The sequence below is a fragment of the Halarcobacter sp. genome (genome assembly GCF_963676935.1).
In the GTDB taxonomy this organism is placed as follows: domain Bacteria; phylum Campylobacterota; class Campylobacteria; order Campylobacterales; family Arcobacteraceae; genus Halarcobacter.
The window spans coordinates 1,862,876-1,878,117 of record NZ_OY781470.1; the positions used below are offsets into that span (position 1 = coordinate 1,862,876).

The following is a 15,242-nucleotide window of genomic DNA, read 5'->3' on the forward strand; positions in this document are numbered from 1 at the left end:
ACTTTAGAAACTTTAAGTTTAATACTAATAAAATGTACTTCTATAATATAAGGATTTTTTATGAAAAACTTAAAACTTATATTTTCAATTTTAATAATACTTACTATTATTGGGTGTAAAGAAAAAGACAACTATACCTATGATGAAATAATAATATTAACTCCAAACTTTGATAAACAAATAACTTCACCTATAAAGAAAGAAGCATTAGAATACCAGAAAAATCATAATTTATTTATAAATATTGTTTCTCCTAGTTGGGAAGATATGCCAAAAAAAATATCTGAATCACTAAACGATGAAAACATAAATTATGATATTTTTGTATTATTTTCTTCTTGGGCTGGTTCCTTACTATCAAAAAATGATGCTGCTGAAATTCCAGATGAAATTAAAGAAAAAATTGATTGGGATGATATTTTACCTATTTATAAAAATAATATTTTAAAATGGAATAAAAAATACTTTTTTTTACCCTATGATGGTGATTGTATAATACTATATTATAGAAAAGATATATTTGAAAATCCTAAATATCAAAAAGAGTTTAAAACAAGATATAAATATGAACTGTCTCCTCCAAAAACCTGGAAACAATATAAAGATATTGCTGAGTTTTTCAATGGTTGGGATTGGGATAACGATGGTAAAATTGAATATGGTTTTGCTGAAAGTAGAATTAAAGGATATGGTACAACTTTTCAATTTTTAACTAAAGCAGCTGCATACACCAAATATCCAGATAACAATTACTTCTACTTTGATGAAAATATGAAACCTTTAATAAATAATGAAGGTTTTATAAATGCATTAGAAGACTTTGTAGAGATAATGAAATTTGCTCCACCTAATATAAAAAACTACTCTCCAGCAGAAGTTAGAATGAGTTTTATAACAGGTGAAGTGGCTATGGCATTAGACTGGGCAGATATAGGAACAATGGCTAATAATGCAAAAGAATCAATAGTAAAAGGTAAAATTGCTTATGCGAAACTTCCTGGTAGTAATAAAACTTTTAATAATAAAACTAATAAATGGGAATATTTCTATAATGCACCCTCTTCAATAAATGGAAACTGGGTTATTGTAGTAAATAAAAATTCAGAGAATCTAAAAAAAGCTTTTGATTTTGCTGCACATATGACATCAAAAGATATTACAAAAAAATATGTGACAAAAGGTGAATCAGGAATTAATCCTTCAAGATATTCACATCTTAATAAGGACAATTTAGAAGATTGGATAAATGATGGCTTTTCAAAAAATGAAGCAAAAGCTTATTTAGATGTAATTTTAGAATCACTTGAGAATAAAAATGTGATTAGTGACTTAAAAATACCCCAAAGTTCTGAATATTATAAAGTATTTGAAAACTATTTAAACTTAGTTGTCAAAGGAGAGCTAACTCCTAAAGAGGCTTTAAACTCAATTGCAAAAAGATGGAACCAAATAACCAATACTTATGGGTTGGAGAAACAAAAAAGATTTTATAAGGAAACAATTAATGAGTGATTTTAAGATTAAAGAGATAACCTTTTATAGTTTCTTATATTTAATAATTGGTTTATTAATCACTAGTGTCATTTTATATTTTTCACTAACAAAAATAAGAAATTTAAATGAACAATTATCAAAATTAACATTATTACAAAATAGTTTTCTTAAAATGAAAGTCAATAGTGAAAATTTACTTATAACTACTGATATTACAAATAATAAACAAATCTGGTTAGAATCAGTATATAATTTCAATAATGACTTAAAAAGATACAGTTTTTTAAATAAACATAAAATTGAAAGACTATGGTACCCAACAATTAAAGAGATAAATGAGATTAAAGATATATTATCAAACCAACTATTATCAACATATAACTTACAAGGGAAACCTATCTTAACTCTAAAAGGTGAACTTTTTATTTCAGAAAATGAAACTGAAAAATTTAATATTATAAATCAGTTAATTAAAAAAATTATATTTTTGACACAATATGAAAATCTTATCTTTAAAGAATTTAAAAGAGTTGAAAAAAATGAAAAAAAATATATTGATGAACAAATTAAATCAACTTTGTACTATAGTTTGTTTTTTATAATATTTACAATACTTAGTATTTTAGGAGTTATAGGAATATTAAATAAAAAGATAAATAGAATTGAGATAGAACTACTAAAATCCCAAAATAATTTAGAAAAAAATATATTAGAGATAAAAGAGTCAAAATTATTATTGCAAAAAATTATAGATTCTGTTCCAGCAGCTATATTTTGGAAAGATACAAAAAATAGATACTTAGGAGTTAATAAATATATTCTAAATAATGCAGGGTTAAATACTCCATCAGATATGATAGGTAAAACTGATTATGAAATGCCTTGGGAAAAAGAACAAGCAAAAAATTTTATAGATGATGATAATAAAATTATGAAAGAAGGAAAAGAAAAATTACAAATTGAAGAAAAACTTACACAAAAAGATGGAAATACAATTAATGTAATTACTTCAAAAGTACCACTAAGAAATAGTAAAAATGAAGTTATTGGTGTACTTGGAATATTTATGGATATAACAGAAAAAATAAATTTAGAAGATTCATTAAATAGAAAAGATAAACTACTTACACAACAATCAAAAATGGCCTCATTAGGTGAGATGTTAGAAAACATAGCTCACCAATGGAGACAACCTTTATCTTTAATCCTAAGTACCTCAACAGGTATAAAAATAAAAAAAGAGTATAACCAACTAAATGATGAATTCTTAACAGTCTCTATTGAAAATATAATACACTCTGTTGAACATCTAAATCAAACAATCAATGATTTTAGAGATTATTTGAAACCTGATAAAAAACAAAGATATTTTAATATTGAAAAAGTTATTGATAAAGCTTTAATTCTCTTACAATCAAGAATAAAAAATAACTTACTTGAAATAGATAAAAATATGGGTTGCATAGATGCTTATGGTTATAAAAATGAATTTGTTCAAGTATTAATGAATATTATTAATAATTCAATTGATGAACTAGAAAAAAAAGATATTAAAGATAAAATTATTAGAATAGAAACAAAAGAATTAGAAAAATGTGAGACACTTGTAAGTGATGATGTTTGTAAATATAAGTGTGCCCAAATAAAAATTTCTGACAATGCTGGAGGTATAGCTCAAGATATAATAAATGATATATTTAACATATACTTTACAACAAAAGGGGAAAAGGGAACGGGGATAGGTTTATATATGTCAAAAGAGATGATCGAAGAGCATATGAATGGTTCAATAAAAGTATCAAATGAAAAGATAAATTACAAAGGTAAAATTTATAATGGAGCTACTTTCACAATAACTATCCCCTCACAAAAATATGATTAATCCTATTTTATATAAACTATATAATTGTTTATTTTATCTTCTAATCTTTTAGATAAAAACAAATTACAATTTTTTAAACACGATAATATAAACTTTGATTCTTTATGATAATTAAGAATTTTTAAACTATCCCATGATTTTGGTGGCTTTTGTAAATTTACTATTCTATCTGCAAGTTTTACCATTTGAATCTCATATGGTTGAGTTAACAATCTATTAATACTCTCTGCCATTTGATCTTTTTTTGAAAGAGTAGAATCTTTTGTTAAAGCTTCTACACCTTCTGCAATCTCGGCAGAAAACTCTGTATATAAATCATCATAAGTAATCTCTGTATCTTCAATAGTATCGTGAAGTAATGCTACACTAATAGCTATGTCACTCTTTTTAACTTCAAGTTTTGATTCCTCGCATGCATGCATTACTTCCATTGCCACTGATGTTAAATGAGTAATATAAGGTAATTCATTTGTAGTTTTCTGCTCACCATGAGCTTTTGCTGCAAAGTTTAATGCTTTTTGATATTTGTCTTGAGTAAACATTATTTTTCTTCCTTTTCTTCTATCTCTTTTTTAGGTTTTATTTGAACTTTAGGTACTAAAGGAATTGCATTTTTAGAAAAATCTATTAAATTTTCTACTGTTTTAACATTTTCATTTAAATGCTTAATAGATTCTTCTAAAATATATGTTGTACTTAAAGCATCACTGTAAGCTCTATGATGATTATCTATATTGATTTGTAAAAGTTCTTTTAAAAAACTAAGACCATACCTTTGGGCTTTAATTGTTCTTCTTGCCAAGTCTATTGTACAAAGCTTTCTATTTTCAAGCACTCCTAAATCATATTTATTAAAAGAGTTTGAGATGAAATTATAATCAAACTTAATATCATGTGCAACAAAAACATCATCCTCTAAAAATAGTTTAAACTCTTTTAAAACTCTTTTTAAATCAGGTGCAGATTCTAACATTTCAGGTGTTATATTTGTAACTTCTTGAATATATACTGGAATATCTTTCGCATAAACTAAAGATTCAAACTTGTCAATGATTTGACCACCTTTATATTTAACTGCTCCTATTTCAATTATTTGATGTCCTTTACTAACATGTGAACCATTTGTTTCGATATCAACAATACAAAAAGTTTGTTCAGATATTAAGTTTTTTGCAGTTTTTAAAATAACTTTATCATTTTCAATTTCAAGAGGTAAACCATTTGTTAAAAGTAGTTCAAATTCTAATTCTGCAGAATCAAAAAACCTCTCTTTATTTTTTGTTAACTCTATAAGAAAGTCATCAAAAGGTATAGAGTGTTTTTTTAACTTTTCTACTAGTTTTGCTGAAAAATGATTTGTCTTTTTATAATTCATTGGCAACTTTTACAAAATTAAACATTTTTTGTCTATCTTTTTTCCCTTTTTTTATCTCTACAGCTGAACTTACATCCACGCCATAAAAATTATAAGGTTTTAACTCTTTTAGATTCTCTTCACTTAAACCACCAGCTAAAATAAAAGTAGAACAATCTACATTTTCAAACCATTCTAAAGCAACACGTTTACCTGAACCACCAAAACTTTCAACAAAAGCATCAATTAAAACATATGAGTTTTCATTATTTATAATATCTTCTTTAGACTTTGCTCTTACAACTTTTATATATTTATAAGCAAGTTTTGAAAAATCTGTGTAATTATTATCATCAATTATTTGAGCCAATTGCATTTTTGATTCGAAACAAATATTATTAATAGTTTTAAAATCTTCATTTACAAAAAGTCCAACAGTTTGAACAAAAGGGGGTAAAGCATCAACTATTTTTTTTGCTTCTAAAGGTTTAATATATCTAGCACTTTTTTCATAAAAGACAAAACCTAATGCATCTACTCCTGCTGCTATAGCATCTAAAGCATCATTTATATTTGTTATTCCACAAATTTTTGTTCTCATATTATACCTGTAGAGATTTTATTGCTTTATTATAATCTTCATTTCCAAATACATAAGAACCTGCAACAACTACATCAACTCCAGCTTCTTTAAGTTCATGTATATTTTTATCATTTACTCCACCATCTACTTCAATTAGACATGCTGGATTTCTCTTTTTAATTAACTCTTTTAATTTTCTTGTTTTTTCAACCACAGTAGAAATAAATTTTTGTCCACCAAATCCTGGATTTACTGACATTAATAAAACCATATCTAAATCCTCAAGCAAATATTCAATGCTTTCTGGTGTAGAGTGTGGGTTTAAAACAATTGCAGGTTTAATTCCATAACTTCTAATTTTTTGGATTAATCTGTGAGGGTGTTTTTCACTTTCAATATGAAATGAGATATACTCAGGCTTTAAAGGAGCAAAAAGCTCAACAAAAAATGTATTATTTTCAACCATTAAATGTACATCAAGAGGTTTTGTTGCAATTTTTGCAACAGGATTTACAACAACTGGTCCTAAAGTCATATTAGGAACAAAATGTCCATCCATAACATCAACATGAATTAGATCACAACCACCATCACAAATAGCTGTTATCTCTTCATTTAATTTTCCAAAATCTGCTGATAATATTGAGGGTGCTACTAGCATTAAAAACCTTTTTTTATTAAGTTGTCGCGATTATACTATTTTATTGTTTTATTTTTCTTTTTATAACTTAAATATATCAGGAAAATAAAAATATCTAATGCTTATAAAATGATTATTTTTTTTTAAAAGGTATCATTTTTTTCTATTAAATTTAACCAAATTATTACTATTGGAATACCATTATTTGTTATTCTTACAAAATTAATACAAAGATGAAAATAAATATTATAAGGAGTGTCATCATGTTTGGTTTTGGGAAAACAGAAGAACAAGCAGGAAGATTATCTGCAATGGAAGAAAATTTTGCAATAATCTCATTTAAACCTGATGGAACTATTCTACATGCAAATAAAAATTTTTTAAATGCTTTAGGTTATAGATTAGAAGAGATTGTTGGTCAACATCACAAAATGTTTTGTGATAAGGCTTATATAACATCAAATGAATATTCAAACTTTTGGAAGAATCTAGCACAAGGTGCATCACAGATTGATGAGTTTGAGAGATTTAAGAAAGATGGAAGTTCTATTTGGATTCAAGCTTCTTACACTCCTGTCAAAGACAAAAATGGAAAAGTCACAAGAGTTGTAAAATTTGCACAAGATATTACTGATTCAAAAAGAGTTATAAATTCAGTAAAAAAATCTATTGATATTGCAAAAACTGGAATTATGAAGCAAGAGATAAAAGAGACAACAACAAATGAAGCAATTGAAGAACTAAAAAATGGAATAAATGAGTTATTTTATATTGTTTCTACAAAAGTATCAGGGGATTTAAATAATATTTCAAAAGGACTAAAATCTTTTCAAGAATTAGATTTTACTCATAGAATAAATGATGAAGGTGAAACAGCTGTTGGACTAAATAGTCTTGCAGATGTTGTAAATGATATGTTGGTAGAAAATAAATCAAATGGGTTAACACTTGATAATAGTTCAAATATTTTACTGCATAATGTAAATGTTCTAAATCAAAATTCAAATGAAGCTGCTGCATCATTAGAAGAGACTGCTGCTGCATTAGAAGAGATTACAAGTAATATATCATTAAATACACAAAATGTAATAAAAATGGTAGAATTTGCAAATCAGGTAACTAATTCTGCAAATGAAGGCAAAGATTTAGCACAACAAACTACAACTGCAATGAATGAAATAGATAATGAAGTAAATGCAATCAATGAAGCTATTACTATAATAGATCAAATTGCATTTCAAACAAATATTTTATCATTAAATGCAGCAGTTGAAGCAGCAACTGCTGGTGAAGCAGGAAAAGGTTTTGCAGTTGTAGCCCAAGAGGTAAGAAACCTTGCAAGTAGAAGTGCAGAAGCAGCAAAAGATATAAAAAGTTTGGTCGAAAATGCTACTTCAAAAGCAAATAATGGAAAAGCAATATCAAATAAAATGATTGTAGGGTATAGTGAATTAACTGAAAATATATCAAAAACAATTGAGCTAATTGAAAATATTGAATCGGCTTCAAAAGAACAAAAATTAGGTATTGAACAAATCAATGATGCAGTTAATAGTCTTGATCAACAAACTCAGCAAAATGCTTCAATTGCAACACAAACTCATGATGTAGCAACGCAAACAGATCAAATTGCAAAACTTATTTTAAGTGATGCAAATGAAAAAAACTTTATAGGTAAAGATGAAGTAAGAGCAAAAAATGTAGGAGAAAGGAAAATATCATAAATTGATAAAATAGAGTAATTAATTACTCTGTTTTATTAAAGAAATATTTATTAAAAAATAAATTTTATATAATTTATAGTTTTATCTTTATTTTTTTGATACTATTTCAATAAACTATTTTAGGATAAAATATGAAAGTTATTAAAATTTTAATATTTTTTATACTTTTTATTAATTTTTTATTTGCTGATAGCCAATTAAATTATTTATATAAAAAAGCTTCAGAATTTGAAAAAAATAAAGAATATAAAAATGCACTAGAAGTTTATAAAGAAATTGCTCTAAAAGAGAAAAATATAAATAAAACTTACTTTGATGAAGAAAAAGTAATTGCAAAAGAGATTACAACTAAAACTCTAGATAAAATTGAAGATAAAGAAACAGAACAAACTATTCAACAAATCTTAGCAGGTGCTTTTAATCTTTATCCATATGAGGAAAACTATATTATACCTTTTTCTTATGATATGAAAAAAAGAGTAGATAGAAAAAAAATAGAAGCAAAATTTCAATTAAGTGTTAAAAAGCCTATCTTAACTAACTTTTTTAATATGAATGAAAGTATAAACTTTGGTTATACACAAACTTCATGGTGGCAATTATATAAAGATTCAGCTCCCTTTAGAGAGACAAACTATAAGCCAGAAATATTTATGACTATACCTTATGGGAAAAGGGATGAAACAGCCTTAAAAGGTTTTAAATTTGGTTTTTTACATGAATCAAATGGGCAGTCAGAAGGTGATTCAAGATCATGGAACAGAATCTATCTTACAACATATTTTCAAGCAGGAAATCTGTTTATTTCTCCAAGAGTATGGTATAGAATCCCTGAAAGTAAGAATGATGATGATAATCCAGATATTGATAAATATTTAGGTTATGGGGATTTAACTTTTGCTTATGCCTACAAAAGTCATACTTTTAAACTTTTACTTCGAAATAATTTAAGATTTAATGATGACAATAAAGGTTTTGCACAACTTGATTGGACATTTCCATTTTTTGGGTCTAATAATACCTTTGGATATATACAAGCATCAACAGGTTATGGTGATAGTTTAATAGATTACGATAAAGAGATAAATAGGATTGGATTTGGTATATCTTTATCTAGATAAGAGCTAAATTAACATATAAGTTTTTAATTCTTATTACATTTAACAAAACTCTATTTAAAGATGTACTAAAGAGTTTTTATACATATCAATATATAAATTATCACTTTGACCATCATAATTATATAATTGGGTACCAGAAACTTTTATACTTTTTACTAAATCATCTTTTATAGTGTCTAAAAATTTTGTTGTATTTTCTAGTTTTTCTACGAAATTATTAACTCTTGGATGTAAAAAATCATCATTAACAGATTTCTCATCACAAATCAATTTTCCTTTTGAGGCATCTGATGATAAAGCTTGACATTTACTACTAATATAAAAATCATTTAAAAAAGGTGATATAGGGAACATTTTACAAGCAGGTGGTCGTTCTTCATAAATCTGACATTTATTATCTTTATAATATTTACAACTACCTTCACCTTTATTAATAAGCATTAAAGCTTTTAGTTCTTTATTAATATATGCAAACTGAATAGGAAAATTTTTATACACATATTGAAAATCATCCAAAACTAATGGAGCAAAAACTACCATTGGGGCACTGCAACAATTATTTTCACAATTATCGCAAGAACTAAAATATGTTTTTCCAACATCTTTTATGTTTACAAACACTTTTTTAGTCATCTCTTCATAAATATATTTCAATAGTCACCTTTATTGATAGAGTATTTATCTTAAAATATTTAAAATTTGTAGAAATTTAAATATTTAAATCTATTAAAGTTTTTTATTTTCTAAAAACCAAAGAAAAGAGAATAATAAACCTGGCGTTTTTGCTTTACTTTCATCAAACATAAACTCTTTATAATCCTCTAAAGGTAGGTATAAAAGTTCAATCTCTTCATCATTTATTCCACCTCCTCTATGTTTTTTCATACTTTCATCTATTTGTGCATAATATAAAGTTTGACAGCCACCACTTACACCAACATTTGTATAAAAAGAAGTTATCTTCTCAATATCATTTAAAGGTACGTCATAGCCGCATTCTTCATCAATCTCTTCTTGTACAATTTTGTCCAATGGTTTATTTTTATCGACAATCCCTGCACATAATTCATATGTACACACTTTTGAGGTATCATTTAAATAAACAGGTGGTCTAAATTGTTTAACTAATAAAAATGCATTTTTTTCTTTATGAAAAAGTAATACAGCAACTGAATCAAAACTTTTTACTGCTTCCCAGTTTTTTGGAATACCATTTTGTATATATGATATTTTTACAGGATGTACATACTTTGTATCCTCTAAATCACTTGTTTTAAACTCTTCAATTTTGTTATTCATTAAAAACCTTTCGTGTATTTTAATTTTATTTGTATAAAATAATAGTAAATTAAATTTTTATACATACAAAGGTTTTCTAAATGATACTTAAATATACAGGTCCTAAAGAGATGATTTCAGCACATGGAATAAGTTTCAAAAGTGGTAAAGATGATAAATATACATATATTTACCCTGCTTTTCAAATATATAAGGCCTTACATCACGATTATGAAAAAGGGCATGTTTATTCTCATAATATTGAAGGGAAAAGATTAAATGATGAAGATTTATTAAACGAAATTTTAAAAATAAGACCCGATTTAAAAGAGATTTGTAGAGTAGAAATAGACAAGTTAGTTGAATATTTAGATGCAGAAATAGAAAAGACTAAAGAGCATAAAGAATACACTGAAGAGGAAAAAAGAATCTACAGGAATAATCTAATAATTATGAAAAACTATAGAATTCAAAGGGAAACAAACAAAATTATCTATTATGAATTAATAAAAATCATAGTTGATGATATTTTTAAAAATAAAATAAAAGTTATCAATTCTGTATTCAACGAAAGATTTTGGCATGTATTTCAATCTCTTCAAGGTGAACTATCAAACCATAATCATAGATCAATAGGTTCAACTATTGATACAATTCATGATGATAAAGATATCAAAATAAGATTAAATATTAATTCTATTGGGAAATAGCAATTTTATTAAAATCGATATAAAAAGTAGAACCTTCATCTATTTTAGATTGTAAAGAGAGTTTTAATCTATAATCGTTACAAACTCTTTTTACAATATCTAAGCCTATACCAAATCCCCCTTCACTATTTATGCCTCTTTTGTACCTCTTAAAAATCTCTTCTTGTTCCTCTTTTGAAATACCTATACCAAAATCTTGAACAGAGAATATTCCATTTTTTAATTTTATACTTATAATCGAACCATTTTTACTATATTTAACAGCATTGGATATAAGATTATTTATTAATTTTTGTGTTTTTGTTTTATCCATCAATATTTCAAATTTTTCTAATTCGGTTTCAATTTTAATATTTTTAGTAATAGAAATATCATTAAAGAACTCTACACTTTCGTTTATTAGTTCATCTAAACTAATTCTTTCATCAATATTTTCTTGAAAATCATTAAAAGCTGAAAAATGTATATCATTGTATATTTGTGAAATCTGTTTTGAACTACTTAAAATATATTTCATCATTTTTTCAGGATTCTTACCTTTTTTCAACATTGAAACAGAAGTCATTAATACAGAAACAGGAGTATTTAACTCATGGGCAGAATCTTTTATAAAATTATCTAGATGAACAACCTTATCTCTAACTGGTTTTAATAAAATTCTTGCAAGGAAAATAGCTATCAATCCTACAAATATAGAACTAAAAATAAAAGCTAACACAGTATAAATCCTAAGTTTATCCCTACTTTGTACTCCCCTGCAAGTCTCCATTACAATGTATTTTATTGGTATTCCAATTTCATCTATTTTAGATACAAAATAATGAAAACTTCCATTCTCATAAAAATTATTTTTAAATTTTATAAAATCTTTTCCCTCTAAATAGGAATAAATTACTTTTTTATCTCCATCAAAAAGTGCATATTTTATATCATCCTCTTTAAGTTTTTTAGGTACAAATTTTTTATTATGCATAAAAGAGTTTAATATATCTGCTTTAATATTCATAGAAGCATTATTTAACTCCATGCTACATGTTTTTTGTAAAGATTCAACTTCATCTTGATAATATATGTAAAGTAAGATTCCTATTAAAAAAATAGCTGAACCCATATATATTGATAAAAAACTAATTAAAGCTTTTCTCTCATCATTATTCAAATTTATATCCTATGCCTCTTATTGTTTGAATACTATCTTTTCCAAGTATTTCTCTAAGATTTTTTATATATACTCTAATAGTTGCATCTGTTGGCATCTCTTCATAAACCCAAATATTTTGTAATAATTCCTCACTTGAGATAACTCTATTTTTATGTTTAATAAAATATTTTAAAATATCTCTTTCTTTTTGAGCAATATTTTTTGTAATAGTTCCAATTCTAATCTGACAAGTCTCTGGTAAAAAATTTGTTGTATCATTTATCTTTACTTCATTTGATTGCTCTATAAAAAATTGTTTACATAACTTTATTATTCTTTGATCCAATTCTTCTAAATCAAAAGGCTTTTTTATATAATCATCAACACCATTTTCAAAAGATTCTTTTAGACGTTTAGTATCTTGATAGGCTGTTAATATTATAATTGGCGTTCTATTCTTATAATCATCTCTTAATGTTTTTAAAACCTCAAGACCAGTCATTATTGGAGTATTTATATCTAAAAGAGCTAAATCATATATATTGTCAATTAAGTACTCTAAAGCTTCTTGACCATTAGTACAAAGTGTTACATCATAGCCTTTATCCTCAAGGTGTTCATTTAACAAATCGTTTAATGCAGGGTCATCTTCTAATAGTAAAACTTTCAATATATAATCCTTTAATTAGATAATTAAAATATTATACAAAAAATTTGTTTATCAAGTGTGTATTAATGCTTTAAGACTTTTTTTATTATATTATAAAGTGCTTTTTCTGCTTCACTTAATGTTTTTCCAAAAGTAACCAAAGAAAAATCATTTCCATCAATAATAAATGAATTATTCAAAAAGGGATCTATATTTTCATATAATTCATCAAATATCTCTTTCTTATCTAAATTATCATAATCAACTTTTAAAGATTCATTACTATACATCACATCCCAAATTTTTTCATTGTTTACTACAATTACTGCTTTAATTTGAATATTTAGATTATATAAATATGAATGAATTAACCATTCCCTTGAAGGTTTATTAGGACCAACACAAAACATCTTTTGTTTAGTGAAGTCAACTTTTTTTACAAAAGAATAATAGTTTGCATTAAGTTTAGGAAATTCACCTGTATCTTTTCCAGTAATAACAAATGAATTTTTATTTTTATTATATCTTATTGAAGCACTACCAAAGCTAGAACAATTTGAGTGAGAACCAATAAGACCTAAACAAAAAAGTCTAGACCTTATCTTTTCAATTTTATTACACTCTTTTAAAGCAATCTCTTCTGTTTTTGTATATTTAATTGAATAATCAAAGTCTTTCATTATTTTAATCCTTAAGTTGAAGTAATAATATCAACTTAAGGTATCATTTTGATTTCAAAATCTATCTAAAGTTGTCAAAAACCAATGGAGATTTGAATTCTAGGCTTTTTAGGTGTTTCATAATTGTTTGTAAATCATCAATATTTTTTCCAGTGACTCTTATTTCATCACCTTGATTTACTGCTTTTACTTTTAGTTTTAATTTTTTAATTTCAACTTGTATCTGTTTAGCTTCATCAGCTTTAATAGAATCTACAATTGAATAAGTAAATTTTCTATTTCCACCTGAACTATCCTCTTTTTTTAACTCTTCTAAAGAGTTTATAGAGATACCTCTTTTATTCATTTTAGATATTAAAATATCATACATTGCTTCGACTTTATTGTCACTTGAAGAGTTTAAAGTTAAAGTTTTAGCTCCTTGATTAAAATCAATCTCTTTTGCTATACCTTTAAAGTCATATCTATTTTCAATCTCTTTTTGAGTCTGTACAACTGCATTTTTCATCTCTTGAAGATCAAGCTTAGCAGAAATATCAAAGCTGTGTTCTTTTGCCATTATAAATCCTGTTTTTTAATATTTATTTTTATTATAAGAAAATGTAAGTTTTAAAAGAGTTAAAAAGGGGGAAATCCCCTTTTTTTTTAAATTATATGATCGTCTTTTCTAGGTTGTGGTAAGATTAAATTTAAAACTATACCTGTAATAGCACCAAGCCCAATACCAGAAAAAGGAACACCACCAAAATTAAATGTCATTCCACCAATAGAAAATACTAAAATTATTGAAATAATAATAAGATTTCTAGGACAATTGAAATCTATATTTGCTCTAACTAAAGTTGAGATACCAACACTTGCTATAATTCCAAATAAAAGTAACATAATTCCACCCATAACAGGAACAGGAATAGTAGCTAAAATCCCACCTAATTTACCTACAAATGCAAGTACAACAGCTGCAATAGCTGCCCAAGTCATAATTGCTGGATTATATGCTTTTGTAACAGTAACAGCACCTGTTACTTCAGAATATGTAGTATTTGGTGGACCACCAAATAGTGCTGCAACTGAAGTTGCTAATCCATCACCTAATAATGTATTTTTAAGACCTGGTTTTTTTAGATAATCATTTTTTGTTACATTTGAGATAGCTAACATATCACCAATATGCTCAATAGCTGGTGCAATTGCAATTGGAAGAATAAATAAAATTGCTTGCCAATTAAATTCTGGTGCTGTAAAACTAGGAATTGCGAACCATGCAGCATTTGATACAGGAGAGAAATCAACTACTCCCATGAAAATTGCAACAATATAACTTATAATAATAGCTCCTAAAATTGGTACTAATCTAAAAATACCTTTAGCTAACAAGGAAATAAACATCATTGAGAATAAAGCAACCATTGAAATTATAATTGCATTTTCAAAAGGTACAATAACAATTGAACCATCACCTGATTTTCCCATTGCCATATTCACTGCAACAGGAGATAAGATTAGTCCAATAGATATTACTACTGGTCCTACAACAGTTGCTGGTAATAGTTTATGAATAAATTGGTCACCTTTTGCTCTAATTAAAAAACTTAGTACAACATATAATAAACCAGCGGCAATAAGTCCTGACATAGTTGCAGCAATACCCCAAGTTTTAACACCATATGAAATTGGCGCAATAAATGCAAATGATGAAGCTAAGAATATTGGTGGAACTGCACCTCTATTTACTAATTGAAAAACTAAAGTACCAATACCAGCTGTGAATAATGCTACATTAGGATCAAGTCCTGTTAAAATAGGAACTAATACTAATGCACCAAAAGCAACAAATAAGAATTGAATACCGATGATTGAGTCTTTGACTCTAAAATTGTAATCTGTAGGTTTCATACGTCCTCTTCGTGTAGAAATTTAGACTTAAATAATATCTAAACTAACATAAGAGATAAGGTAAATAAATGTGTAATTTATAAGCAATTT

The 15,242-nt window shown here is 26.0% G+C and carries 16 protein-coding genes; 5 read left to right on the forward strand and 11 right to left on the reverse strand.

Features of this window, described 5'->3' with window-relative positions; translation table 11 throughout:
* Positions 1 to 60 precede the first annotated feature (60 nt).
* Together ACKU4C_RS09160 and ACKU4C_RS09165 are read left to right on the forward strand one after the other, a co-directional pair.
* Positions 61 to 1,512, forward strand: a complete 1,452-nt coding sequence (locus ACKU4C_RS09160; RefSeq protein ID WP_321311569.1) for an extracellular solute-binding protein — start codon at positions 61 to 63, stop codon at positions 1,510 to 1,512.
* On the forward strand, positions 1,505 to 3,376 hold the full coding sequence (locus ACKU4C_RS09165) for an ATP-binding protein (protein ID WP_321311570.1): 1,872 nt from the start codon (positions 1,505 to 1,507) through the stop codon (positions 3,374 to 3,376). Before ACKU4C_RS09160 ends, ACKU4C_RS09165 begins: the two co-directional genes overlap by 8 nt.
* 2 nt (positions 3,377 to 3,378) lie before the next feature.
* Here ACKU4C_RS09165 and ACKU4C_RS09170 read toward each other — a convergent pair whose 3' ends face one another.
* The 4 genes from ACKU4C_RS09170 to rpe are packed head-to-tail and all read right to left on the reverse strand — an operon-like array spanning position 3,379 to position 5,974.
* A complete protein-coding gene (locus tag ACKU4C_RS09170) occupies positions 3,379 to 3,918 on the reverse strand; it encodes an HD domain-containing protein (RefSeq protein WP_321311571.1) in 540 nt (179 codons plus the stop codon).
* Complete coding sequence (locus ACKU4C_RS09175; protein ID WP_321311572.1) at positions 3,918 to 4,751, reverse strand: 3'-5' exonuclease; 834 nt, start codon at positions 4,749 to 4,751, stop codon at positions 3,918 to 3,920. The genes ACKU4C_RS09170 and ACKU4C_RS09175 overlap by 1 nt, the downstream gene beginning before the upstream one ends.
* Positions 4,741 to 5,331 (reverse strand): phosphoribosylanthranilate isomerase, encoded by a 591-nt coding sequence (locus ACKU4C_RS09180; RefSeq protein ID WP_321311573.1) that lies wholly within the window; start codon positions 5,329 to 5,331, stop codon positions 4,741 to 4,743. Before ACKU4C_RS09180 ends, ACKU4C_RS09175 begins: the two co-directional genes overlap by 11 nt.
* Position 5,332: 1 nt before the next feature.
* Complete coding sequence (rpe, locus tag ACKU4C_RS09185; RefSeq protein WP_321311574.1) at positions 5,333 to 5,974, reverse strand: ribulose-phosphate 3-epimerase; 642 nt, start codon at positions 5,972 to 5,974, stop codon at positions 5,333 to 5,335.
* A gap of 290 nt (positions 5,975 to 6,264) precedes the next feature.
* On the opposite strand from rpe, the gene ACKU4C_RS09190 reads away from it, so the two are divergent.
* On the forward strand, positions 6,265 to 7,677 hold the full coding sequence (locus ACKU4C_RS09190; protein WP_321315858.1) for a methyl-accepting chemotaxis protein: 1,413 nt from the start codon (positions 6,265 to 6,267) through the stop codon (positions 7,675 to 7,677).
* Positions 7,678 to 7,808: 131 nt separating this feature from the next.
* Positions 7,809 to 8,798, forward strand: a complete 990-nt coding sequence (locus tag ACKU4C_RS09195; protein ID WP_321311575.1) for a phospholipase A — start codon at positions 7,809 to 7,811, stop codon at positions 8,796 to 8,798.
* A 54-nt stretch (positions 8,799 to 8,852) separates the two neighbouring features.
* On the opposite strand, the gene ACKU4C_RS09200 is transcribed toward ACKU4C_RS09195, so the two are convergent.
* Positions 8,853 to 9,452, reverse strand: a complete 600-nt coding sequence (locus tag ACKU4C_RS09200; RefSeq protein WP_321311576.1) for a YkgJ family cysteine cluster protein — start codon at positions 9,450 to 9,452, stop codon at positions 8,853 to 8,855.
* A gap of 72 nt (positions 9,453 to 9,524) precedes the next feature.
* Complete coding sequence (locus ACKU4C_RS09205; protein ID WP_321311577.1) at positions 9,525 to 10,097, reverse strand: NUDIX hydrolase; 573 nt, start codon at positions 10,095 to 10,097, stop codon at positions 9,525 to 9,527.
* Between the two features lie 80 nt (positions 10,098 to 10,177).
* On the opposite strand from ACKU4C_RS09205, the gene ACKU4C_RS09210 reads away from it, so the two are divergent.
* On the forward strand, positions 10,178 to 10,786 hold the full coding sequence (locus tag ACKU4C_RS09210) for a hypothetical protein (RefSeq protein WP_321311578.1): 609 nt from the start codon (positions 10,178 to 10,180) through the stop codon (positions 10,784 to 10,786).
* Here ACKU4C_RS09210 and ACKU4C_RS09215 read toward each other — a convergent pair.
* The 5 genes from ACKU4C_RS09215 to ACKU4C_RS09235 all read right to left on the reverse strand — a co-directional run bounded on the left by ACKU4C_RS09215 (position 10,773) and on the right by ACKU4C_RS09235 (position 15,152).
* Entirely contained in the window at positions 10,773 to 11,945 is a 1,173-nt protein-coding gene (locus ACKU4C_RS09215; RefSeq protein ID WP_321311579.1) for a HAMP domain-containing sensor histidine kinase, read from the reverse strand. The genes ACKU4C_RS09210 and ACKU4C_RS09215 overlap by 14 nt on opposite strands.
* The gene (locus ACKU4C_RS09220; protein ID WP_321311580.1) at positions 11,938 to 12,597 is read right to left on the reverse strand and encodes a response regulator transcription factor; all 660 of its coding nucleotides are present in this window, start codon (positions 12,595 to 12,597) and stop codon (positions 11,938 to 11,940) included. The genes ACKU4C_RS09215 and ACKU4C_RS09220 overlap by 8 nt, the downstream gene beginning before the upstream one ends.
* 62 nt (positions 12,598 to 12,659) lie before the next feature.
* On the reverse strand, positions 12,660 to 13,256 hold the full coding sequence (locus ACKU4C_RS09225) for a hypothetical protein (RefSeq protein WP_321311581.1): 597 nt from the start codon (positions 13,254 to 13,256) through the stop codon (positions 12,660 to 12,662).
* Positions 13,257 to 13,317: 61 nt separating this feature from the next.
* Complete coding sequence (locus ACKU4C_RS09230; RefSeq protein ID WP_321315859.1) at positions 13,318 to 13,818, reverse strand: YajQ family cyclic di-GMP-binding protein; 501 nt, start codon at positions 13,816 to 13,818, stop codon at positions 13,318 to 13,320.
* 83 nt (positions 13,819 to 13,901) lie between these two features.
* A complete protein-coding gene (locus tag ACKU4C_RS09235) occupies positions 13,902 to 15,152 on the reverse strand; it encodes a uracil-xanthine permease family protein (RefSeq protein WP_321311582.1) in 1,251 nt (416 codons plus the stop codon).
* Between the last annotated feature and the right edge of the window lie 90 nt (positions 15,153 to 15,242).

Excerpts from the sequence above, each read along its gene's own strand:
- ACKU4C_RS09165 (WP_321311570.1), top strand. The coding sequence starts at position 1,505 with ATGAGTGATTTTAAGATTAAAGAGATAACCTTTTATAGTTTCTTATAT.
- ACKU4C_RS09195 (WP_321311575.1), top strand. The coding sequence starts at position 7,809 with ATGAAAGTTATTAAAATTTTAATATTTTTTATACTTTTTATTAATTTT.
- ACKU4C_RS09205 (WP_321311577.1), bottom strand. The coding sequence starts at position 10,097 with ATGAATAACAAAATTGAAGAGTTTAAAACAAGTGATTTAGAGGATACA.
- rpe (WP_321311574.1), bottom strand. The coding sequence starts at position 5,974 with ATGCTAGTAGCACCCTCAATATTATCAGCAGATTTTGGAAAATTAAAT.
- ACKU4C_RS09160 (WP_321311569.1), top strand. The coding sequence starts at position 61 with ATGAAAAACTTAAAACTTATATTTTCAATTTTAATAATACTTACTATT.
- ACKU4C_RS09170 (WP_321311571.1), bottom strand. The coding sequence starts at position 3,918 with ATGTTTACTCAAGACAAATATCAAAAAGCATTAAACTTTGCAGCAAAA.
- ACKU4C_RS09190 (WP_321315858.1), top strand. The coding sequence starts at position 6,265 with ATGGAAGAAAATTTTGCAATAATCTCATTTAAACCTGATGGAACTATT.
- ACKU4C_RS09225 (WP_321311581.1), bottom strand. The coding sequence starts at position 13,256 with ATGAAAGACTTTGATTATTCAATTAAATATACAAAAACAGAAGAGATT.
- ACKU4C_RS09180 (WP_321311573.1), bottom strand. The coding sequence starts at position 5,331 with ATGAGAACAAAAATTTGTGGAATAACAAATATAAATGATGCTTTAGAT.
- ACKU4C_RS09235 (WP_321311582.1), bottom strand. The coding sequence starts at position 15,152 with ATGAAACCTACAGATTACAATTTTAGAGTCAAAGACTCAATCATCGGT.
- ACKU4C_RS09210 (WP_321311578.1), top strand. The coding sequence starts at position 10,178 with ATGATACTTAAATATACAGGTCCTAAAGAGATGATTTCAGCACATGGA.
- ACKU4C_RS09175 (WP_321311572.1), bottom strand. The coding sequence starts at position 4,751 with ATGAATTATAAAAAGACAAATCATTTTTCAGCAAAACTAGTAGAAAAG.